This window comes from Salinivibrio sp. PR932 (assembly GCF_001996125.1).
GTDB lineage: Bacteria > Pseudomonadota > Gammaproteobacteria > Enterobacterales > Vibrionaceae > Salinivibrio > Salinivibrio proteolyticus.
Window position 1 is genome coordinate 25,897 of sequence record NZ_MUFM01000024.1, and the last position, 23,126, is coordinate 49,022.

At 50.4% G+C, this 23,126-nt stretch carries 19 protein-coding genes; 15 read left to right on the forward strand and 4 right to left on the reverse strand.

Annotation, left to right across the window (positions count from 1 at the left end):
• Positions 1-30: 30 nt before the first annotated feature.
• The 3 genes from BZG84_RS11620 to rne form a co-directional block, all read right to left on the reverse strand.
• On the reverse strand, positions 31-1,719 hold the full coding sequence (locus BZG84_RS11620; protein WP_077678239.1) for an ABC transporter substrate-binding protein: 1,689 nt from the start codon (positions 1,717-1,719) through the stop codon (positions 31-33).
• Between the two features lie 787 nt (positions 1,720-2,506).
• Complete coding sequence (locus tag BZG84_RS11630; RefSeq protein WP_077678241.1) at positions 2,507-5,908, reverse strand: response regulator; 3,402 nt, start codon at positions 5,906-5,908, stop codon at positions 2,507-2,509.
• A gap of 236 nt (positions 5,909-6,144) precedes the next feature.
• Entirely contained in the window at positions 6,145-9,060 is a 2,916-nt protein-coding gene (rne, locus tag BZG84_RS11635) for a ribonuclease E (protein ID WP_198536734.1), read from the reverse strand.
• Between the two features lie 566 nt (positions 9,061-9,626).
• Here rne and rluC point away from each other — a divergent pair.
• Positions 9,627-10,580: a 23S rRNA pseudouridine(955/2504/2580) synthase RluC gene (gene rluC, locus BZG84_RS11640; RefSeq protein ID WP_077678247.1), complete on the forward strand. Its 954-nt coding sequence runs from the start codon at positions 9,627-9,629 to the stop codon at positions 10,578-10,580.
• Between the two features lie 63 nt (positions 10,581-10,643).
• Positions 10,644-11,366, forward strand: coding sequence for an HAD-IA family hydrolase (locus BZG84_RS11645; protein ID WP_241825783.1), 723 nt, complete (start codon positions 10,644-10,646; stop codon positions 11,364-11,366).
• Positions 11,367-11,508: 142 nt separating this feature from the next.
• Here BZG84_RS11645 and BZG84_RS11650 read toward each other — a convergent pair whose 3' ends face one another.
• Positions 11,509-12,090, reverse strand: coding sequence for a Maf family protein (locus tag BZG84_RS11650; protein WP_077456001.1), 582 nt, complete (start codon positions 12,088-12,090; stop codon positions 11,509-11,511).
• A gap of 276 nt (positions 12,091-12,366) precedes the next feature.
• Here BZG84_RS11650 and yceD point away from each other — a divergent pair, with 276 nt between their 5' ends.
• The 13 genes from yceD (at position 12,367) to BZG84_RS11715 (ending at position 22,886) form a co-directional block, all read left to right on the forward strand.
• Positions 12,367-12,897, forward strand: coding sequence for a 23S rRNA accumulation protein YceD (gene yceD, locus BZG84_RS11655; RefSeq protein WP_069589094.1), 531 nt, complete (start codon positions 12,367-12,369; stop codon positions 12,895-12,897).
• A 5-nt stretch (positions 12,898-12,902) separates the two neighbouring features.
• Positions 12,903-13,073, forward strand: a complete 171-nt coding sequence (gene rpmF / locus BZG84_RS11660) for a 50S ribosomal protein L32 (RefSeq protein ID WP_069589095.1) — start codon at positions 12,903-12,905, stop codon at positions 13,071-13,073.
• Positions 13,074-13,082: 9 nt separating this feature from the next.
• Positions 13,083-14,105: a phosphate acyltransferase PlsX gene (gene plsX / locus BZG84_RS11665; RefSeq protein WP_069589097.1), complete on the forward strand. Its 1,023-nt coding sequence runs from the start codon at positions 13,083-13,085 to the stop codon at positions 14,103-14,105.
• 8 nt (positions 14,106-14,113) lie between these two features.
• Complete coding sequence (locus BZG84_RS11670; protein WP_069589098.1) at positions 14,114-15,073, forward strand: beta-ketoacyl-ACP synthase III; 960 nt, start codon at positions 14,114-14,116, stop codon at positions 15,071-15,073.
• A gap of 19 nt (positions 15,074-15,092) precedes the next feature.
• Complete coding sequence (gene fabD, locus BZG84_RS11675) at positions 15,093-16,019, forward strand: ACP S-malonyltransferase (protein ID WP_077479233.1); 927 nt, start codon at positions 15,093-15,095, stop codon at positions 16,017-16,019.
• Between the two features lie 70 nt (positions 16,020-16,089).
• A complete protein-coding gene (gene fabG, locus BZG84_RS11680) occupies positions 16,090-16,824 on the forward strand; it encodes a 3-oxoacyl-ACP reductase FabG (RefSeq protein ID WP_077479232.1) in 735 nt (244 codons plus the stop codon).
• A 157-nt stretch (positions 16,825-16,981) separates the two neighbouring features.
• Positions 16,982-17,218: an acyl carrier protein gene (gene acpP / locus BZG84_RS11685; RefSeq protein ID WP_002541727.1), complete on the forward strand. Its 237-nt coding sequence runs from the start codon at positions 16,982-16,984 to the stop codon at positions 17,216-17,218.
• 92 nt (positions 17,219-17,310) lie between these two features.
• A complete protein-coding gene (fabF, locus tag BZG84_RS11690; protein WP_069589102.1) occupies positions 17,311-18,549 on the forward strand; it encodes a beta-ketoacyl-ACP synthase II in 1,239 nt (412 codons plus the stop codon).
• Between the two features lie 94 nt (positions 18,550-18,643).
• Positions 18,644-19,471, forward strand: coding sequence for an aminodeoxychorismate lyase (gene pabC, locus BZG84_RS11695; RefSeq protein WP_077479230.1), 828 nt, complete (start codon positions 18,644-18,646; stop codon positions 19,469-19,471).
• Positions 19,465-20,481, forward strand: a complete 1,017-nt coding sequence (gene mltG, locus BZG84_RS11700) for an endolytic transglycosylase MltG (protein ID WP_077678243.1) — start codon at positions 19,465-19,467, stop codon at positions 20,479-20,481. Before pabC ends, mltG begins: the two co-directional genes overlap by 7 nt.
• Positions 20,478-21,116: a dTMP kinase gene (gene tmk, locus BZG84_RS11705; RefSeq protein WP_069589106.1), complete on the forward strand. Its 639-nt coding sequence runs from the start codon at positions 20,478-20,480 to the stop codon at positions 21,114-21,116. Before mltG ends, tmk begins: the two co-directional genes overlap by 4 nt.
• Positions 21,089-22,105, forward strand: a complete 1,017-nt coding sequence (holB, locus tag BZG84_RS11710; RefSeq protein ID WP_241825784.1) for a DNA polymerase III subunit delta' — start codon at positions 21,089-21,091, stop codon at positions 22,103-22,105. Before tmk ends, holB begins: the two co-directional genes overlap by 28 nt.
• Before the next feature lies 1 nt (position 22,106).
• Positions 22,107-22,886, forward strand: a complete 780-nt coding sequence (locus BZG84_RS11715; RefSeq protein WP_077479228.1) for a TatD family hydrolase — start codon at positions 22,107-22,109, stop codon at positions 22,884-22,886.
• Positions 22,887-23,126: the final 240 nt, after the last annotated feature.

Consider the following 23,126-nt stretch of genomic DNA (forward strand, 5'->3'; position numbering starts at 1 on the left):
AAAGCGGGCGCGCAAGGCGCCCGATAGTGGTTACTGAACGGGCTTAAGGTCCAGCACATGAAGAAGACGCTCAGGAATACCGGCCCAGATAGAGGGACGACCTTTCGGGTTGTCTTCGTTCCACCAACCGGTGAAGCGGGTTGTGTTGTATTGATACATTTGAGCGCCAGAAAGCACCGGAATGGTGACCTGATCCTTGGCGATAATCGCTTGGATTTGGTGGGCAATTTCCAGTTGCTCAGCTTTATCCGCGGTTTTGTAGAAGCTGTCTAACAGCTTGTCGAGCTCGGCATTTTGGTAATAATGCATCGCGAACCGCGGCATGCCGTCCCCTTTCTGTAAATTGGAGTTATATGCGCTATTCCAATAGGTGTAAGGGTCCGCACCGTGGAAGTAGTTGGTGTAGGCGACGTCGTAGTCGGCTTCGAGCATCGCTTGGTTATACACCGAGAAATCAGGTGTACGCGCTTTGGCTTTGATGCCGGCCTCGGCAAGTTGCTCAACCGCAAGCTGAACGGTGTTGTTGAAGTCGGTCCAGCCATTGGGAGATTGGATCTCGAGCTCAAACGACTTACCTGATGGCGTTTCCACAAAGCCATCGCCGTCTTGATCTTTAAAGCCGGCTTTAGCGAGCAGTGCTTTGGCGCCGTCTAGATCGTACGTATTGTATTGGCGATATTTTTCATGCACCGCTTCGTCGGACCAAGACTCAAAGGCATAACCTAAGCCAGACGCGAAGTCGTTTACCGTACCACCGCCATAAAACGCGATATCAATGATGGTTTGACGGTCAAGCGCCATCGAAAATGCGCGACGGAAGTCGACATTGGTCAGCGCTTCACGCTTGGCCGGATCAGGGTCATTAAAATTGACCATAAAGGCTTGGGTGCCAGCGGCAGGGTACCAATAGTGATGATTAGGATTGGCCGCGGCATAAGTGCGGTCAATGTCAGGAATGAACGAGGAGGTCCAGTCCATTTCGCCACTGATTACTTTACTTAAGAACTGGTCGTTATTGGCGATTTGCGGCACGCGCAGACAGTCGACATCAAGGTTGTCGTTATCCCAATAATAGGGGTTACGACATTGAATATAGAGCTGTGATGTGAAGGTATCGATAGTGGTGAAGGGGCCAGAGCCTACCGGGTTTTCATTGGTGTAAGATGCTGGGTCTTCGATGTTTTTCCAAACGTGCTCGGGCACCACTGGCACTTTGACGATCTCGTACGGTACGTTGGAATTGGCCTCCGTGAGTTCAAAGCGGACCGTATAGTCGTCGACTTTTTTCACATCCTCAATCCATTTATTAATCCCAGATTGGTCGAGCTCCGGATGGTTTTTTACTAAATCAAATGAATACACCACATCATCGGCGGTATAGGCTTCGCCGTCTGACCATTTCACCCCTTTGCGTAGGGTAAAGGTGACACTTTTCAGGTCATCTGCCATTTCATAGCCACTCGCGATACGAAAGACAGGCTGGTTGCCTTTCATTTCGTTAAACACCACTAAGGGCTCATAGACGAAGTCAGTGGTGGTGTGCAAATAGGTGGCGCCAAGGAAAGGGTTAAAGTTACGGACAAAGGTATTGAATTCTTTCGGGTGGATAGTGAGCTCACTGCGCTCGGCGGCACTGACGCCAGCACTTACGCTCAGCGCTCCGATAATTGCGGAGGCAAGTAGGGTCTTGCTGGCAACTCTAATGTTACTCGAAAACATAGCCATTCCTTACTGTTGCTTTCAGTTCACGTGATGGATAGTGAGCTCGTTGCTTACAACCTTCGCGAGCTCAAGCTTGCCGATTCACCGGCATCTAGTTGTCTGTTGTCTGGTCATCGTATGCATCAGCAATCGATAACACAGCGGCCGGTGAACCTCTTCAAATAAGCATGCCGATAGAACGCCGCGCAACGTCATTAATCGTTAAAATCGTAAAAAAACGCTTTCATGACGTTAAAACCGTTAAAATCGATCGGGATAAATTGAAGAGGTATCCTGACTCGCTTTCTCTTCTGAGATAAAAACCAGAAACCGAACCAGATTATACCAATAAATATCAATGACTTATTTGTTATCTTCTCAGGGGTGACAGATATCACATGCTTCTTAGGGCTTATTTTTAATCAAGAATTTAATCTTGCCGTTTTGTTGTGATACTCCCCACAATCCTGATTTTTAGCCCCAACTATCGCTCAGACTTGGACTGATATCGGCATCAAAGACCCCGTTTATTTGCGTGAATTATTATCGTGTAGGTTGGTGGATCCTTGTTGGGACAGGCACTTTAGATTTATGGGGACAGACACTTTTGTTGCTCTTTTGTTGGAGTGCTTAATGGGACAGGCACTTTAAATGTTCGTTAGTATTTAAAGTGTCTGTCCCCATAGGGGAGATTAGAGTGTCTGTCCTGATTAATTGCTGATTAATTGCTTATTGGGTAAGGAAAGAGAAAAGTGCCTGTCCTCAATAGGAGAGGCACGTTGGGGGGAAGGTGGTACGGGGTGTGTTAGTCTTCGAGCAGCAGCTGACGCAGCTGTCGGTAGTAGGCCTCTAACTGAGTACGATCGGTATTGTGTTTGTCACAGTGGTCAAGGATGTAGCGAATAGAGCTGAGTACTGTGCGCCACCTTGGTGTTTTGGGTAAGGTTTCCAGCAGTAAGTACTTATCCAATGTGCGGGTTTGCAGGCTACTGCGGTCGAGGTATACTCGCCACAGCCCGCTTTGTTCGGCAAAATCGAACTTACTTTTACCCGTCGTTTTTTCCCAGTACTCAAGCCCAGCTACCATCGCATCGACAATGAGTTGTCGGCGCGCTTGCGCTTTATCCTCTTGCTGGCTCTGGGCTTGGCTCACTAAGGCTTCAAACTCACCGCCCATGGCTTTTAATTTATCCAGTTGGCGCGTATCACCACGGAACGCATAGCCAGACAAAGCCTCAATCGCACTTTCTAAACTTTGGATCCGCGCTAGCGAGACGGGTGTATCAGTGTTCATCACATATAAGGTGGTGATTTCAGAAGCCGTTGGGAAACGCAAAATCATCCCTTCTAGATCACGATGCCGGTCGCCGATATAAACAGTCAACTTACCTTGATAGCGCTCGAGCTGTTGGCTCTCATCCGGTTCGTGGATCAGGGCATGGCTATGCATACGTTTGAGATTGGCATCTTGCTGTTGAAATAGCGCAGCGGCAGATGCATTGGCAAAGCGGATTTGACCATCGCTACCTGCCCCGATGATCGCTTCAGGGGCGAGGGATAATTGTGAAATCAGCCATGACTGGGTTTCAAGTAGGCTCGCCTGTCGCTCAGCACTTTGCGCTAATGCGGCTTCCAATCGCTGATTTTCTTGCTGACGTCGCTCGGCATCACAGGCGGCAAGATGCGTGGCAATACGTGCGGCAAGTTCTTGCTTATTAAACGGTTTACTCAAATAGTCATTGGCACCCACGTTAAAGCCATGAATGCGGTCATCGGGTTGATTAAGTGCCGTGAGCATAATGATGGGAAGCGCCCCATGATGATACTGCTGGCGTAATCGTTCACAAACTTCAAAGCCACTCATCCCGGGCATGAGTATATCGAGCAATACCAGTGCGGGACGCTCTTTTTCGACCTGTTGTAACGCGCTTTCGCCATCGCTAGCGGTAATAACCCGATAACCTTCCATTTGTAAAAAGCTGGTTAATACCTGCTGATTGGTGGGTTCGTCATCAACCACCAAGATCAGTAAGCCACCATCGCAAGTGACAGTGGCAGCGTGCTCCTTATTCTCGACGTCCTGTGGGGTAAGGGGTTGCCAGAGGGGAGAAGGCTGTTCGTCATTGGGTAAATGAACAACTGGTTCGTCAGGCGCTTGGGTCGCGGGTAAGGTAAAACTAAATGTGGTGCCGATTTGTGGCTGACTGCTTACATAAAGCTGACCGCCCATAAGCTCAATCAGCTGACGTGTTATCGACAAGCCCAGCCCGGCACCATGCTGATAGTGGTAGTGGTCACTGACCGCTTGAGTGAGTGGCTCAAAGATCACGTTCAGTTGCTCGGGCGGGATCCCTTGCCCGGTATCGACTAACTGAATACGAACCCTGTCATCAATTTTTTCGGCACTCAACACTATCTTACCGGCATCAGTAAACTTCACTGCATTACCAATCAGGTTATACATCACTTGCTCAAGGCGCTGGGTATCGGCACAGACCCACAAAGAGGACGAGGGGAGCTGATTGATGATACGGATTGGCTTATCTTTTTTGAGATGTTCAGCCAAAGAAAGGACAAGACGCGCTAGGCTGGTGATATCGACCGCTTCGTTTTCAAGCGAGAGCTGACCATAGCGCATTTTATGATAATCGAGCAGGTCATCGACTAATTTCGCCAATCGTTGGCCGCTGTTAACAATGATCGAAAGCTGGTATTGGTGATCACGACTAATTGGACCATTCGCACCAGCGATCAAGGCGTCGGCAATTCCAATCATGCCATGCAAAGGCGTGCGTAATTCATGCGAAGTGGTAGCCAGAAATTCGTCTTTGAGCTTGTTAGCCAACTGCAACTCTTGGTTTTGCTCCTGAATTGTGGCCAAACTTTGTTCAAGTGTTTGATTTTGCTGGTGGATAAGCTGAAGCTTTTCACGGATAGCGCGCCGCATACGAGAAAAGCTGACCGCCAACCGCCCGATTTCATCATGCCGACGCGTATGGTGAATTTTGGTATCCAGATCCCCCGCACTCACTTTCTCTGCGGCCCACGTCAGCTGCAATAAAGGACGAGTAATAAAATTCGACATACTGTTCGATGCGACCAACACGGCAAAGCCGGCCAACAGCATCGCTACGACGAACAGTTGTTCGAGTTGGCGAACTCTCGCAAATGCAATGTCGATAGGCACTTCGGCGACAAGCGCCCAATGCAAGCCATGGGTTGAGATAGGTGCAAAGGCCGCCAGCATGGTGTCGCCGGACGCATTGTCATAGCGTTCAACCCCTGTGTGATTATCCAGTGCCTTTTCAATCACTGCCAGACTGTTGGCAATCGTCTCTGGGTTAGATGAATGGCCACGTACTTGCAGATCGTCTCCGACTAACAAGGTTTGAATGTCGGATGAAGAGGAAGGGGTCATTAATGCGGTCAGCGCGTGATTGGGAAGCCGAAACAAGGCATAACTGTGCAGGTAGCCTTGCTGAATAATGGGGGCGCCGAGCCATGCATAGGCGTTGCCATCCGGATCTTGGGCAAAGTCTGACATGACGACATTAGGGTGAGGATCGCGCTTACCTTTCACCTGCCTATCTTGGCGCTTTAGCGCGGCAAAGGTGTGACCCAGCTTGGTATCTTGGTAAGGGCCCGTCAATAAGTTGGTCCCATAGTTCGAATGCTTTTTGACTGAATAGGTGACATTACCTTGTTTATCGACGAGTAGCAGATCGTCGAAGTCTGCACGTGCCAATAGTGCTAAATAGGCGCGATGATAACGTTTGTGCAGTAAGCGGTAGCGTTCTACACCGGGGTAGTTCGGCGAACCTTTGCTGACAGGCGTTTTTATCGCGTGACCTGAACCGGGATGGTAGCGAGTTTGTGCATACTGCCGGGCGGAATCCATGTCAGGGCCTAGGCTACGGAAGGCGTTGACCAAGCCATAAAAGTGACCACCACTGGCATAGGCGAGCTCTGATGCGACGAACCCTAACACTTCAGATTCTTTAGCATCAAAGTAATCACGCACTTGTTGTTGCTTGCTGTCGCGTACAGAAAGTAGGTGTGCGGTGCTTTGCTCTTGCAAATCCTTGCTGTGAGCATTAAGGAAAAAAAGTGCCACGAGAATCAGAGGCAATAAACTCAGCAGGAGAAAAGCCATCATCAAGGTGTGATGAAGGCGCTTAAACGGAGGAGCGATAAACAGCTTTCTCATGATCAACAGCCTTGTCCTTAAAGCAGCTATTTAATGATTCTGTCTGCAACGCTAAACAGGCAGAAGGAATGCTAAACAGTGACGTTACTTCCTTTTTTTGCTTTGACAAGCAAGTTGGTCGAGAAGCGTGTGGATCGGCGCATTTTTATCACTTTTCCCGATAGTTAATGGTTTTATTGAAAAAAAGCCCCAGCGCTGCTGGGGCTTTCTCATCACGTTTAAGCGTTAGTATCGATTTAATACTGAGGCTTGGTTGCCGGTGCTTGAGCCGCGGCTCGCGCTTCTGCGCTGCCAGCCGCTTTCGCGTTGGCATTGGGCACTTTAAAGGCGGCGATGCGCACTGGCGCATGATCAACCACTTGGTTTGGCGCAGGCGCTTTCATCATTGGTGATGTTGCGCGACGATAACGAATGGTTGATTGAGGCGCTGTGATAACCGCTTCACGCTCAATCACTTTCTCCGTCACCAAGGCCACATTTGGATCGTGTTCTGGTGTGGTCGCTGGTGCCGGTGATGCGGCTACCGATGGCGTAGCCTCAACCACAGGGGCTGTTGGCACTGGCTCAACGACTGGCTTCTTCTCTGGCGTTGGCGTTGCGGCGACACTCGGTGTGCGCATCACAATCACTTTACCCATCGCCATTTCAGGACGTGCAACTCCGCTTGCAATCACAGATGCGGCTTGGCGTTTGTCTTGGCGACGACGGTCCTGTTTTACTTTGATAGGTTGCTCGGCCGACCAGACTTTACCCATCGCCATTTCTGGCGAGGCCATGCCGGTGGTGAGTGGCATCGGGCTTTTCACCATTGGACGGCGACGACGACGTTGGCCGCTGGCACGCAGGTGACGAGGAGAACGACGATTACGGCGCTTCTCTTCACGTGCAGGCTTGTCTTGCTGACTTTGGCCGTTGTCTGTTTGTTGCTGTTTGGCTTGCTGCGCCACATCGGCACCGACTTGCTGGAGATTTTTCCCTTTTGCCGGTTCTTGTGGTTGTGCAGATGCGGTTACAGCATCGGGCTGGTCTTTGTTGACACGCACGCTGCGGTTTAGCTTACGGCGTTGGCGACGTTGTTTCACCTTCTCCGTTTTTTCTGCCTTGTTATCCGCGTTATTGTCCGCTTTCTCAGGCTGTTTCTTCGCCGTTTCTACCTTGTCAGCTTGGGCTGACTTTGGCTTCTCGTTACGGTTTTTCTTGCCTTTACGGTTATTGTCGCGACGCTCATCTTGCGACTTGTTACTGCGGCGTGGCTTGTTGTTACGGTTGCGATCTTGTGCGTTGTCATCTTGCTCGTCTTTTTGCGGCGCGGCCTGATTTTGACGAGGTTTATTGCGTCCACTTTGATCGCGTTTGCTACGTTGTTGACGTGTCGATGAACCCGATTGGCGGTTGCTCGATGGCGTGCTCGCTTGACTTGGCGTTGCCTCAGACGTGTTGTCACTTGCAAACAGGCCAGACAAGAACTTACCCAGCTTGGCCAACAGGCTTGGCTGTTTAGGTGCTGTCTCGGTAGCGGGCTTTGCGGTTGGCGCTGGTGAGCTTGGCGCGGCAAATCCTTGTAAAACAGGTTCTTCACGCTTTTTCGCCGGACGCGCTTGTTGTGGCTCTTCGCGCGTTTCCGCTTCTTTTAGCGACTCAAGCTGGCTTGGCAGATGGTACGACAAGCTTGCCATTTCTTCGCCGCCACGGATGCGCACCACATCGAAGTGTGGGGTTTGCAGATCCGCGTTTGGCACCACAACCACTTTTACATTGTGGTACTTCTCAATATGCTGTACCGACCGACGCTTTTCGTTAAGCAGGTAAGAGGCGACAGGCACAGGGACAATACCCAGAACTTGCGCCGTGTTTTCCTTCATGGCTTCTTCTTCCATGAGACGCAGAATCGACAAAGAAAGCGATTCGTTGTCACGGATAACACCCGTCCCTTTACAGCGTGGACAAATATGGTGGCTGGCTTCGGCGAGAGACGGGCTCAAGCGTTGGCGTGACATTTCCAATAGACCAAAGCGTGAGATACGGCCAATTTGCACCCGTGCACGGTCCATGCGAACCGAATCACGTAGTTTGTTCTCCACTTCACGTTGGTGGCGCACTGGCGTCATATCGATGAAATCGATAACCACCAAACCGCCCAAATCACGTAAGCGAAGCTGGCGAGCAATTTCTTCCGCGGCTTCTAGGTTGGTTTGTAGCGCTGTTTCTTCAATGTCACTGCCTTTGGTGGCTCGTGCCGAGTTGATGTCGATAGACGTCAAGGCTTCGGTCGGGTCAATGACAATAGAGCCGCCTGACGGGAGACGAACTTCGCGTTGGAAGGCCGACTCAATCTGGCTTTCAATTTGGTAGTGGCTGAACAGCGGCACTTCGCCTTCATAGAGTTTGATACGGCTGACAAAGTCTGGGCGTATTAACTGGATGTGTTCTTGCGCACGTTTGAAGACTTTTTCGCTGTCGATCAAGATCTCACCAATATCGCGACGTAAGTAGTCACGAATCGCACGTGCAATCACGTTACTTTCTTGATGGATCAGGAAAGGGGCAGGGTTGGATGATGCCGCTTCTTTAACCGCTTGCCAGTGGTTGAGTAGCACTTTCAAGTCCCACTCTAACTCTTCGGCCGATTTACCGACACCAGCGGTACGTACAATCAGGCCCATACCTTGCGGTAATTCAAGACCTGACATGGCCTCTTTAAGCTGGTTACGTTCTTCGCCTTCGATACGACGCGAAATGCCACCGGCGCGCGGGTTATTTGGCATCAAGACCAAATAGCTACCTGCTAGAGAGACAAAGGTCGTCAGTGCTGCGCCTTTGTTACCGCGTTCTTCTTTGTCCACTTGGACAATCACTTCCTGACCTTCTTTCACCACATCTTTGATGTTAGGACGGCCTTGATAGGTATAACCGGAAGGGAAGTATTCGCGGGCGATTTCTTTTAGCGGGAGGAAACCGTGTCGTTCAGCGCCGTAATCAACAAATGCCGCTTCCAGGCTAGGTTCAATACGGGTGATACGTCCTTTGTAGATGTTAGCTTTTTTCGATTCATGGCCAGGGCTTTCGATATCAAGATCGTACAGCCGTTGACCGTCAACCAATGCGACGCGCAACTCTTCCTTTTGAGTTGCGTTAATCAACATTCTTTTCATCAGATTGTTCTCATTTATTTATCGTTGTTATTAGCGGTTGATGACGAGAGCAGTCGCCAATGTTGCCTGACCCCAAGTCTGATATGGTGCAGCCTCTCGGCTGGAGAAAATCAGGGGTGCGCTCGGGCAAATTTTTATCGGCCAGCTGCGACGGTTATTGTGGCTCACCGGATTATGCAGTTGGCGTCCGCCGTGTTTAAACTCATGGCGGATATCTCTGACACTGGCAACCAGCCATCGTGTCAACACACTAACGGGTGCTTTTGGCTTACGTCTTACGCCGAGTGCTGCGTAAAGCACGAAAAGCATTCGAAATTATGGATATTTTAACAGGCAAGCCCGTTATGTCGCCGAAAAGTGATTCCCTTTTCTGACTAACGCCGCAACTATAGCAGCCAGACCAGAGTCCAGCAATCGGCTTTCGCTGCTTGTGTCGGGTTGGTAGAAAAAGCGGACGAATGTGCGCGTTTTTTGCACGATTATCTTTGCTGCCATGTATTCAGCGGCGTTGAAGGCGGGGTTTAGATAGGTGCATGTCCCGTCGCTTAGAGGTACAATCACTCGCTATGACAGAACAAAAATCAAAAGTGCGATTTATCGAAATTGACGATGACATCGCCGGCCAACGTATCGACAATTTTCTGCGAAATCAGCTGAAAAATGTCCCAAAAAGTATGATTTATCGCGTTCTTCGCAAAGGAGAGGTGCGAGTTAACAAAAAACGAATAAAACCAGAATATAAGCTTCAAGCGGGCGATCTAATTCGTGTGCCGCCTATTCGGCTTCCTGAGCGCGATGAGCAAGTGGCGCCAAGTACAAAGCTAGACAAAGTGGCTGAGTTAGAAAACTGCATTCTTTATGAAGATGACCATCTCTTGGTGTTGAACAAGCCATCGGGCACTGCGGTGCACGGCGGAAGTGGGCTACAGTTTGGTGCTATCGAAGCCATGCGTGCGTTGCGCCCTAAAGCGCGTTTTTTAGAGTTGGTGCATCGTATTGACCGTGATACCTCTGGGATCTTGCTGATTGCGAAAAAACGCTCGGCATTACGGCATCTCCAAGCACAATTTCGTGAAAAGACAGTGCGAAAAGATTACTACGCGCTCGTGATGGGGGAGTGGCCTGCGAAAAAGCGCAAAGTTACGGCACCTCTATTAAAAAATGAAGTAAATAGCATTGTGCGTGTGAACCCCAATGGTAAGCCATCGGAAACCCGCTTTAAGGTGATCGAGCGTTTTGCGGAGGCGACGCTGGTGCAGGCTAGCCCAGTGACGGGACGAACGCACCAGATTCGCGTGCATGCGCAGTATATGGGTCATCCACTCGCGTGGGATGACCGCTATGGTGATCCGCGCTTTGATGCTTATACCAAACAAGTCGGCCTAAATCGACTCTTCCTGCATGCGGCGAAAATTCGCTTTGTGCATCCGGGCCGTGAAGAGACCATGGATCTCGACGCGCCGATGGAAGCAAAGTTACAACGTGCGCTTGAGGGGTTGCGGAAGAAAACCGGTAAATAAGCGCAACCGGACGGTCCCTATCAGACAATTTCCGATAATAAGTAGTGGAATAGTGAGGCATGCATGAGTGAAAGCGGACAAGTGATAGTACAAGAGATGACGGCGATGAGTGAGGGTGAGCAATCACTCTCGGTGCATCCGTTACTTAGACCCTATTCGCTGCTTATCTTTGATTGGGATGGCACCGTCATGGACTCTATCGGACGGATTGTCTCGAGCTTAGAGGCCGCCGCTGCGCTCACCGGTCATCTACCCACGCTTGCGCCGGAACAACTCAAACAAATGATTGGATTGAGTTTAGAGAAGGGCTATTCGTTGTTGTATCCAGACGCGGATCCTAAATGGTATCCGCACTGGATTGCGCATTACCGTCAACAGTTTGTGCATGATAACCCAACCCCGTGCCAGCTTTATCCTGGGGTGAAGGCCACACTCAGAGCATTAAAGGCAGACGGATTCAAACTCGCCGTGGCCACCGGAAAATCACGTGCTGGGCTTGACCGAGCGTTAGCCGAAACAGGAACGGCTGACCTGTTTGAAGTGACACGCTGTGCCGATGAAACAGCCTCTAAGCCTGATCCGCAGATGATCGAAGAAATATTGACGCAAACAGGTGTCGGCGCAGCGCAAGCGTTAATGGTGGGTGATACACATCATGATATGCAACTGGCAGCGAACGCGATGGTCGACCGTCTTGGTGTGACATGGGGAGTGCACGACCGAAACACCTTGCAGGCTTACGCGCCGATTGCTGTGGTTGACTCACTGAATAGTCTTATCCTATGAGTCACCGGTAAAACGGCGATCTTTCACACCATACGCCGGCGCACAGCTTACAAGGGACACCGTACCAAGCGACAGGTTTTGCGGGGTCATGCGATGGCGCCTTAGCCACTCATCTAGGCGCGGCGCTACTTTGTCTGCAGTGTTAAATAACTGAGACGCCTTCTTTCTCGAGCATTTCGCGCAGGCGGATCAGCGGCAGTCCAATTAAGGTGTTGGGGTCACGGCCGTGCATGGCATTAAACAACGCGATGCCCAACCCTTCGCATTTGAAACTACCGGCGCAATCTAACGGCAATTCTTTATCGATATAACGTGTGATCTCGGCTTCGCTGAGATCACGAAAGTCGACATGAAAGGGCTCGACATCGGATTGATGGTGGCCGGTTTTACTGTTAATGACTGCAATGCCGGTATAAAAAGTGACTTGCTTGCCACTGGCTCGCAGCAATTGCTCAATGGCCTTTTCACGTGTGCCGGGTTTACCGAGCACCTCTTCATCAATCACACAGACTTGATCAGAGCCAATGATCAACGCGTCACCATACAAAGGCATACCCGCCATGGCTTTCTCTAATGCGAGACGTTCGACCAAGTCAGTCGGGCGCTCATTTTCTTGTCGGCTCTCATCAATGGCGGGTGAAAATGCGGTAAAGGGTAGGGCGAGTTTCTTAAATACCGCTTGTCGATAAGGGGAACTGGATGCCAACACGATTTTAGGTTGCATGACATGTCCTTTAATGTGTGTGAGTCTTAATGCGCACAAAAAGCTTGGTTTATCTTCATATTTCAGTCTAACCTGAAAGTCGTCAACGTGCGATGTGCATGATGCAGTATGGTCGGATCTCGGCCAGAACCAAGGCGTTGATGGGAAGACGGTGAGAGGAAAGCCTTCTTACTATTGCGATTCGTTGTGTCTTTTGCCAAGAAGACAACAAAGGGCCTGAGCACAGGCAACATTTTCTTTGACTCCAGCGCATTTGGAGGCTAATATTCGCGCCCTATGCAGAAGGTAAAGCTACCGCTGACGGTTGATCCATTCCGCAGTGCACAAAAGCGGCTTGACTACGATGGCATCGTAGATAAATCGCGTTTGGCGCGCCTCGGTGAGGCAGCCCAAAGCATTGATAGTGATGCTGAGGTCACGCTTTCTTTCGACATTGATGCCCAAGGGTTAAAAACCGTGTCTGGCCATGCGGCCGTCACAGTAAGCCTTGAGTGTCAGCGTTGTTGGGAATCGTTCTCCTATCGCTATGAAACTGAATTCGTTTATAGCCCGGTTTTCAATGAAGACCAGGTTGGCAACTTACCGGATGCTTATGAGCCGGCATTAGTCGACGAAAACGGTGAGATTGATCTGATTCAGCTCGTCGAAGACGAGTTGATTGTGGCCTTGCCACAGGTCGCCATGCACGAAGACACTGACTGTAAAGTGAGTGCTGACAACATGGTGTATGGGGAAATCCCACTTGCTGATGAGCGTCCAAATCCGTTTGCCGTACTAAAAAACTTAAAGCAAAGTAACGAGGAGTAGGGTCAATGGCCGTACAAAAGAACCGTAAAACCCGTTCTAAGCGTGGTATGCGTCGTTCACACGATGCACTGGGTACTCAAGCAGTATCAGTAGACAAATCTAGTGGTGAAACTCACCTGCGTCACAACGTGACTGCTGATGGTTTCTACCGTGGCCGCAAGGTTATCAACAAGTAAGGTTGAACCTTGACTGGGCTAACCATTGCACTTGATGCGATGGGTGGGGATTTCGGTCCCCAAGTGACAGTGCCTGCCTCCGTGCAGGCATTGTCTCGTTTTGCGGACCTAAATGTGATTTTAGTGGGCGACCACGCACAAATTGTCGCGCAGCTCACTCGATGCGACGCACAAAATCACTCCCGACTTTCCATCGTTCATGCCCCAGACGTGATCCCTAACGACATGCGCCCGTCAACGGCGTTACGCCGTAGCACTGGCACATCCATGCGTATTGCGCTAGATAAAGTGGCGCATGGTGAGGCAGATGCTTGCGTCAGTGCCGGAAACACCGGCGCACTGATGGCACTTTCCAAACACCTTCTAAAATTGCTTCCCGGCGTCGACCGCCCCGCGCTGGTGACCGCGTTACCCGGCGCAAACCAACAACGTAAATGGTTGTTAGATCTCGGCGCGAATGTGTCTTGCGATGCAGATACACTGTTTCAGTTTGCGGTCATGGGCGCTGTGTTGGCCCAAGCAGAGCTTGGGCGTATGCCACGTATTGGCTTATTAAATATCGGTGAAGAAGAGATCAAGGGAAACGACTTGGTAAAGCGATGTGCCGATATGTTGCAATCTTGCCAAGCAGTGAACTACACCGGCTATATAGAAGGGGATCAAATATACACGGGCCAAACTGATGTCATTGTTTGTGATGGCTTTGTCGGTAATGTCGCGCTTAAAACCAGTGAAGGCGTCGCCAGCTTGGTGATTAACCAAGTAAAAACACATCTCAATCAGCATCCCATCAAGCGCTGGATCGCGAAATGGCTATTTTCTGATCTTTTTAATCAACTAAAACAGCTGAAACCCGACCAGTACAACGGCGCAAGTTTGCTAGGATTGCGCGGCATCGTTGTCAAAAGCCACGGACGCGCTGATATCGCCGCTTACGAAAATGCTATTTGTGAAGCGGTGCACGAGGTCGAACGGCAGATACCAACCAAGATAAGTGACCGTTTAGAGGCAGTTCTTCTCGAGAGGCATTAGTAGTCTTCATGTATAGTAAGATTTTGGGCACAGGCAGCTACTTGCCTGAACAGGTTCGCACCAATGCTGACCTTGAACAGATGGTAGAAACCAGTGATGAGTGGATTGTCACTCGCACCGGTATTAAAGAACGTCGTATTGCTGCGCCAACAGATACTGTTGCCTCAATGGCTTATCAAGCTGCTGTGCAAGCAATTGACATGGCTGCCATCGATAAACATGACATCGATCTGATTATTGTAGCGACCACCAGTGGTGAACGCGCTTTCCCAGCGGCGGCCTGTGATGTGCAAGCCATGCTAGGCATTCAAGGCTGCCCGGCGTTTGATATTGCCGCAGCCTGCTCTGGCTTTGTGTATGCGCTGAGTGTCGCTGATCAATACGTTAAAAATGGGCTAGCTAAAAATGCCTTAGTGGTGGGGTCTGATCGCCTTTCACACACCTGTGATCCTGATGATCGTTCAACCATCATCTTATTTGGTGATGGTGCTGGTGCCGTGGTGCTTTCTGCCGATGAAAATGATGGCATCTTGTCCACTCACCTCAAAGCCGACGGTAAATTTGGTGAGTTATTGAAACTTAAATACCCTGAGCGTGGTCAGTCCTTACCAGCCGATGAGGCTTGGCTGTACATGGCCGGCAATGAGGTATTTAAAGTCGCGGTGACCCAGTTGGCGAATATCGTGACCGAAACACTTGCCGCCAACCAACTCGAAAAATCAGACATTGATTGGTTGGTGCCACATCAGGCCAATTACCGGATTATTAAAGCGACGGCGAAGAAGCTGTCGATGTCGATGGATCAAGTGGTATTGACGTTAGACCGCCATGGTAATACGTCGGCAGCATCCGTACCGACCGCACTCGATGAAGCCGTACGGGATGGGCGTATTCAACGCGGACAAACCGTGTTACTCGAAGCCTTTGGCGGTGGTTTTGCGTGGGGTTCCGCGCTGGTCAGGTTTTAAAATTAATAGGAAAACAGCTATGTCTGCTACTGCGATTATTTTTCCCGGTCAAGGTTCACAAGCCGTGGGTATGCTGAGTGAATTGGCCGACCAATATGGCGTTGTGCAACAAACGTTTGCCGAGGCGTCAGAAGTCTTAGGGTACGATTTGTGGGCGCTTGTGCAACAAGGGCCAGAAGCGGATTTAAATGAAACGCATCGCACACAGCCTGCGTTGCTGACCGCATCTGTCGCTATCTGGCGTGTATGGCAATCACAAGGCGGTGCAACACCGTCATTGCTTGCAGGCCATAGCTTGGGTGAGTACTCAGCCTTGGTTTGTGCAGGTGTATTGGACTTTAAAGAAGCCGTTAAGCTTGTCGAGCTGCGCGGTCAGTTGATGCAAGAAGCCGTCCCTGCAGGCGTAGGGGCGATGTCAGCGATTATTGGCTTGGATAACGATGCGATTGCGGCAGCCTGTGAGCAAGCCGCGCAGGACCAAGTTGTTTCACCCGTTAACTTCAACTCGCCTGGCCAAGTTGTGATTGCAGGTAACAAAGAAGCGGTTGAGCGTGCCAATTTACTGTGTAAAGAAGCAGGCGCTAAGCGTGCACTGCCATTGCCGGTGTCTGTTCCATCGCATTGTGCGTTGATGAAACCAGCTGCGGAGAAATTAGCGCAAGCACTTGAGCAGGTGAGCTTTAATACCCCTGAAATCCCAGTGATCAATAATGCGGATGTAGAAACACCGACTGATCCAGCGGCGATCAAAGACGCTTTGGTACGTCAGTTATACGGCCCTGTTCGCTGGACAGAAACTGTAGAGCGTATGGCTGCAGAAGGCGTTGAGCAGTTGTTGGAGTTTGGCCCGGGCAAAGTGCTGACTGGGTTAACAAAACGCATCAATAAATCGCTAAGCAGTGCGGCGGTTAACGATAGCGCGAGCTTAGCGTCTGCCAACGCGTAAGCGTTGAGCTGGCAATAACATTCTGTGACTGCCGGCCGAGGTCGGCAGAATCAACTAAAAGGGTAACCGAATGAAACTAGACGGAAAAGTAGCGCTAGTGACTGGCGCGAGCCGAGGCATCGGCCGTGCAACGGCAGAGTTGCTTGCTGAGCGTGGTGCCACTGTGATTGGTACGGCAACCAGCGAAAAAGGTGCAGCAGCGATTAGCGACTATCTCGGTGAAAAGGGTAAAGGGTTGGCGTTGAATGTCACCTCACCGGAGTCGGTCGCTGAGGTGCTTGACACAATTAAAAAAGAATTCGGCGATGTTGACATTCTGGTTAACAACGCAGGCATCACGCGTGATAACCTATTGATGCGTATGAAAGACGACGAGTGGCAGGACATTATGGACACCAACTTGACGTCGATTTTCCGTTTATCTAAAGCGGTATTACGTGCGATGATGAAAAAACGCTGTGGCCGTATTATTAATATTGGCTCAGTGGTTGGTGTAATGGGTAATGCGGGTCAAGCAAACTATGCTGCAGCGAAAGCGGGTGTGATAGGCTTTACCAAATCCATGGCACGAGAAGTGGCTGCACGTGGGATCACCGTTAATACAGTCGCACCTGGTTTTATCGAAACCGATATGACCAAAGCACTGAACGATGATCAGCGTTCAGCAACACTGGCACAAGTGCCAGCTGGTCGTTTAGGCGACCCTCGAGAAATTGCTGCAACTGTTGCATTCTTAGCCTCTGACGATGCTGCCTATATCACAGGCGAAACATTGCACGTCAACGGCGGTATGTACATGATTTGATCTCTAACGTTGCAATCTCGAATGACACACGTCAAACTCCGACTGATTTGTCCCCAAATCGTGGTTTGACCAGCGGTGGGGGTCTTGCAACTTCCACATTAATGAATAAACTACAGCACATATCGCATCTGCGAATCTTGTAAGGACTAGTATTAATATGAGCAACATCGAAGAACGCGTAAAGAAAATCATCGTTGAGCAACTGGGTGTAGACGAAGCAGAAGTGAAAAACGAAGCTTCTTTCGTAGACGACCTAGGCGCGGACTCTCTGGATACCGTAGAGCTAGTAATGGCTCTAGAAGAGGAATTCGATACAGAGATTCCAGATGAAGAAGCCGAAAAGATTACTACTGTTCAAGCGGCTATCGACTACGTAGTTAGCGCTTCTGAGTAATCCCTGATTCCCACCAGGCGGTCTCCTTGACCGCCTGTGTTCTTTTTAAGCTATTCTAATTTCCAAACTTATATTCTCCGGAGAACATCATCGTGTCTAAGCGTCGTGTTGTTGTGACTGGCATGGGTATGCTATCACCCGTGGGTAACTCAGTTGAGTCGTCATGGAAGGCCCTGCTGGCTGGCCAAAGCGGTATTTCGGCTATCGAGCACTTCGATACCACCAACTTTGCCACTAAGTTTGCCGGCATGGTAAAAGACTTCAACTGTGAAGATTACATGTCGAAGAAAGATGCACGAAAAATGGACTTGTTCATCCAATACGGCATTGCTGCCAGTGTTCAAGCCATTCAAGACTCCGGACTAGCTGTAGATGACAACAATGCACACCGTATTGGTGTGGCAATTGGTTCTGGCATCGGTGGTCTTGGTCTGATTGAACAAAACCATCGTGCATTGGTGGAAAAAGGCCCACGTAAAATCAGCCCTTTCTTTGTTCCTTCTACCATTGTGAACATGATCGCCGGTCATGTTTCTATCAACTATGGCATGCGTGGCCCGAATATCTCGATTTCAACGGCTTGTACCACAGGTCTTCACAATATTGGTCATGCTGCTCGTATGATTGCGTACGGTGATGCCGACGCAATGGTTGCCGGTGGCGCAGAAAAAGCCTCCACAGAGCTCGGTATTGGCGGCTTTGCGGCGGCGAAAGCACTGTCAACCCGCAATGACGATCCTCAAGCGGCGTCGCGCCCTTGGGATAAAGATCGTGATGGGTTCGTGCTCGGTGACGGTGCCGGTATTATGGTGCTGGAAGAGTACGAACACGCCAAAGCGCGTGGCGCGAAAATTTACTGTGAACTGGTTGGCTTCGGCATGAGTGGCGATGCTTATCACATGACCTCACCGAGCGAAGACGGCTCAGGCGCTGCATTAGCGATGGAAGCGGCGATTCGTGATGCGGGTATTACGCCAGACCAAATCGGTTATGTGAATGCCCATGGTACATCGACGCCTGCGGGTGACGTGGCTGAAAGTAAAGCCGTTCGTCGTGCGATGGGTGACGCAGCAGACCGTGTTCTGGTGTCTTCGACCAAGTCGATGACAGGACACCTTCTTGGCGCAGCAGGCTCCGTTGAGTCGATCATCACTGCGATGTCATTGATTGACCAAGCGGTACCGCCAACGATTAACCTTGAAAATGTCGACGAAGGTTGCGATCTGGACTATGTTCCGCATGAAGCCCGTGACGTGAAAATGGATTACGCACTGTGTAACTCATTCGGCTTTGGTGGCACCAATGGGTCTTTGATCTTCAAGAAAATCTAATTGCACGCGTCTTGAGCGCAAAGTGATTAAAGATTTTGATATAGTAACGGTCCGATTTATCGGGCCGTTTTTATTTGTGGAGTGATGAGGCATCATGCAGTGGGTCAATGGACAACCGAGCGCAACAGTACCGATCAGCGATCGGGGACTGCAATTTGGTGATGGTTGTTTTACCACGGGCCAGAGTGTTCAAGGTGTGCTGCAGCAGGCTGATGCGCACTTCGAACGATTGATGGCGACCTGCCAACAGCTCGCGATTGACGGTGTCGATTGGTTACGGCTACAGCAAACGGTCGCTCACGCTTGTGCGCAGTCAAACCAAGAGCAGGTGGTCAAAATCGTGATCACGCGAGGGCAAGGTGGGCGCGGCTACAGCCCCGCAGGGTGTCAGCAGCCAACCGATATCGTGACCCTTCATGCTTTTCCTCAGCATTACTATCAATGGCAGCAGCACGGGATTTCGTTGGCGACCACAGAAAGACAGTTGGGTGCCTCCCCATTGGCAGGCCTGAAACATCTGAATCGGTTGGAGCAAGTGTTACTCAAGCGCGAACTTGACCAACGCAATAAGCTATCTTCAGCCACCGTCGACGATCTGGTGGTGTGCGATCTGTTTGGCAACCTTGTCGAGACCACGGCATCGAATCTTTTTTGGCGTCAAGGCGTCGATGTGTATACGCCCGCTCTGCACTATGCCGGCGTGGATGGGCTGATGCGTCAGCGCGTTATTGCGTTGCTTGAGGACATCCCTGACTATCACTGTCACATGGTGCAACAAGGACCGGATGCGCTTTATCAAGCTGAGGAAGTCTTTATCACCAATACCCTAATGAAAGTGGTCCCTGTGAATCATATTGACCACATATCGTATTCTGATCATACGCTGGCAAGCGCATTACAGCAGAGGTTAAACGCGTGCTAAAAAAGCGAATATTCGGGCTGATCAGCCTACTCATGTGTCTGCTTGTCGCGCTGGCAGGCTGGACGCTTTGGCAGACAAAAGCCTATGTGGCCTCACCGTTAAATCTTGAGTCACCACAACTGGTGACAATTGAGAAAGGGGCGCATTATCATAAAGTTATCAATCAGTTTGAAGATAAAGGCTGGCTGACTGCGACAGTGTGGGCCAAGGTGGCGCCTCGGGTGTATCCTGAGTTGACACGGATTCAAGCGGGTACCTTTCAAATTCATCCGGGACAAAGCTTAAGTGAGGCATTCGCCACCTTGCGTGAGGGACAGCAATATCAAGATGCCATCACCTTTATCGAGGGAAGCACCTTCGCGCAGTGGCAGTCACAAATGGCATCCGCACCGCATCTCGAACAAACATTGACGGGGCTTGATGAAGCTGACATCGCCAAACAGTTAGGCGCTGAGTACACCAAGCTTGAGGGCTTGTTACTCCCCGAAACCTATGTCTACGATGTGGGGGATACGGATTTGTCTTTGTTGCGTCGCGCATACCGAGCGATGCAAGCGTCGCTCAATAAGGCATGGCAAAATCGGGCTGATGACCTGCCGATCGACTCGCCGTATGAGCTGTTAATTTTGGCCTCCATTATCGAGAAAGAAACCGCGATCGATGCCGAGCGCACCAAGGTGGCTTCCGTCTTTGTCAATCGGCTGCGTCGGGGAATGCGTTTACAAACCGACCCGACGGTGATTTATGGCATGGGTGACAACTATGATGGCAATATTCGTAAACGAGATTTACGCACCCCAACGCCTTACAATACCTATGTGATAAAAGGGCTACCGCCAACGCCGATCTCCATGCCGGGTGTGGCATCACTGATGGCGGCGGCACAGCCTGCCACCACTCAATACTATTATTTTGTCGCGACAGGGAAAGGCGGCCATCAATTTTCTACCACGCTGGCCGAGCATAATCGAGCGGTGCGTGATTACCTAAAAGTGTTAAAGAGCCAATGAAAAACCATTTTATTGTTGTAGAAGGCCTCGAAGGAGCGGGTAAAAGCACGGCTATTGCAAAGGTGAAGCAGGTGCTACACCAGCACGGCATCGATGACGTGATCACCACTCGTGAGCCTGGTGGCACCCCGCTGGCAGAGCAAATGCGTACCTTGGTTAAGCAAGGTCATCCAGATGAGCCTCTTACCGACAAAGCCGAGTTGTTACTTTTGTATGCGGCGCGCGTACAGCTGGTAGAGAACGTCATAAAGCCGGCTTTGGCGAATGGCCAATGGGTGATCGGCGATCGTCATGATATGTCCTCGCAAGCCTATCAAGGTGGTGGCCGCGGTATGGATGCAGCACTGATGCAAAGCCTTAAAGCCACGGTATTGGGCGACTTTTCGCCCTCGCTGACCTTGTATATGGATATTGAGCCTAGTCAGGGGCTAGCGCGTGCTCGCGGTCGTGGCGAATTGGATCGAATTGAAACCATGCAGCTCGACTTTTTTGAACGGACACGAGCACGTTATTTAGCACTTGCTAAGGCGGATCCGAGCGTGGTGACTATCGATGCGGGACAGTCGCTCGACACGGTTTCTCGCAGCATTGAACAGGCTTTAACCCAATGGCTAACGACACAAAACACGCCATGAGTGACGCAGTAACGCTATCTATCCCAGCACCTGAGGTGTTGCCCTGGTTTGCACCGATGTGGTCTCACTGGCAACACTTACTGACGCAACAACGCTTGCCGCATGCTCTTTTACTCGCGGCGCCAACCGGCAGTGGCCGTGGCGAGTTGGTGAGCTTGTTGGCAAAAACACGCTTATGCCAAACACAGACAGAGCAGCCTTGTGGGCACTGCCATAGTTGTCAGCTGTATGCAGCTGGTAATCACCCGGATGTACATTGGCTAAAGCCAGAAAAACCCGGCAAACAAATCAGTATTGACGCGGTGCGCCAAAGCCAACGCAAAGCCACTGAAACATCTCAACTGGGTGGTGCACGATTCATTATTATCGAACCGGCTGAGATGCTCGGTGAAGCTGCCGCGAATGCACTGCTCAAAACCCTTGAGGAGCCACCTTCAGCTTGTCATTTTGTCTTGCTCAGTGACTCGCTAGACACCTTACTGGCGACCATCATCAGCCGTTGCAGCGTATGGAAAGCGCCCCAGCCGGAGATACAGGTTGCCAAGCAATGGGTCGAGCAAGCATTGCAGCGAGATGTGCCTTATCATGCGGTTGCGCTATATCGTGGCGCACCATTGGCGGCAAAAGAATTTGTAGCCTCAGGGGGATTGGATCATCACCATGCGGTTGTGACTCAGTTAGCGGACTACTTGGTCACGCGCTCGGGCCTATTTGACACGCTTGAGCAGTTGGTTTCACACTATCCCGCTTCATTGGACTGGGCCAGCTACTTTTTGCTTGATGTGATGAAGTGGCGTCAAGGGGCGACCAACGCGCTCATTCATCACCATCACCAACCCGTGGTAGTAAAAGTGGCTGAGGCGCTACAAACCCATCAATTACACAGTCAGCTGCGTGCGCTGCATCATATGCAACGGCAACTGACCAAGCATTCAGGACTAAACACTGAGCTTGTGATTAGCCAGTGGTTATTAACGATTGGAGAATAACGTGTTAATAGACTCTCATTGCCATCTCGACAAACTGGATTATGACGCACTACACCAGAATGTCGCCGATGTATTAGATAAAGCGAAGGCAAGAGGTGTCGATTACTTTCTCTCGGTGGGGGTGACGCTGGATAGCTTCCCCGAGATGTTGGAGATGATTCGTCCTTACCCCGAAGTCTTTGCCTCATGTGGTGTTCACCCACTCGATATTGAAAACGGGTTCGATTATGACCGTTTAAAGGCCCTTGCCGCTGATGATCGTGTGGTGGCTATTGGCGAGACAGGGTTGGATTACCATTACCAGCCAGAGTTGGCCGAACAGCAACAAGAGATTTTCCGCCAGCACGTGCGTTTAGCGGTAGAGCTAAATAAACCACTGATTATTCATACCCGCGCGGCACGTGAAGATACACTGACGATTTTACGTGAGGAAGGGGCTGAACGAGTGGGTGGCGTGCTACACTGTTTTACAGAGAGTTACGAGATGGCCGAGGCGGCTATTGAGCTAGGCTTTTATATTTCTATCTCAGGTATCGTGACCTTCAATAAGGCGACCGAGCTTAAAGAGGTGGTACGTCGTTTACCGCTAGAGCGCTTGTTGGTAGAAACTGACTCGCCTTATTTGGCGCCGGTGCCTTATCGCGGTAAGCAAAACCAGCCTGCTTATGTGCGGGAAGTTGCCGAGTATATCGCGTTGCTCAAAGGAGAAACGGTTGAGACGGTTTGTGAGGTCACAAGCCAAAACTTTTTTGCGCTTTTCAGCGGCGCGAAAACTAATTAATTCAAATAGCCCGGCGACAATGCCGGGCTTTTTCTTCTTTTGCCATTTCATTGTATATCGGGCGGGTAAAATAAAATCATTTCACGCCTTATGATGCATGTAGCTCGCCTGATGACATGCAGATACGGCTGTTATTTTTCGGTCAAAATTGCGTCATATTGACGTCAAAGTGACCATGCTGACAATGTCGTTATCGATTTTTGATTTGAATCAAAAATAACATAAGCCATTGAATTTAAA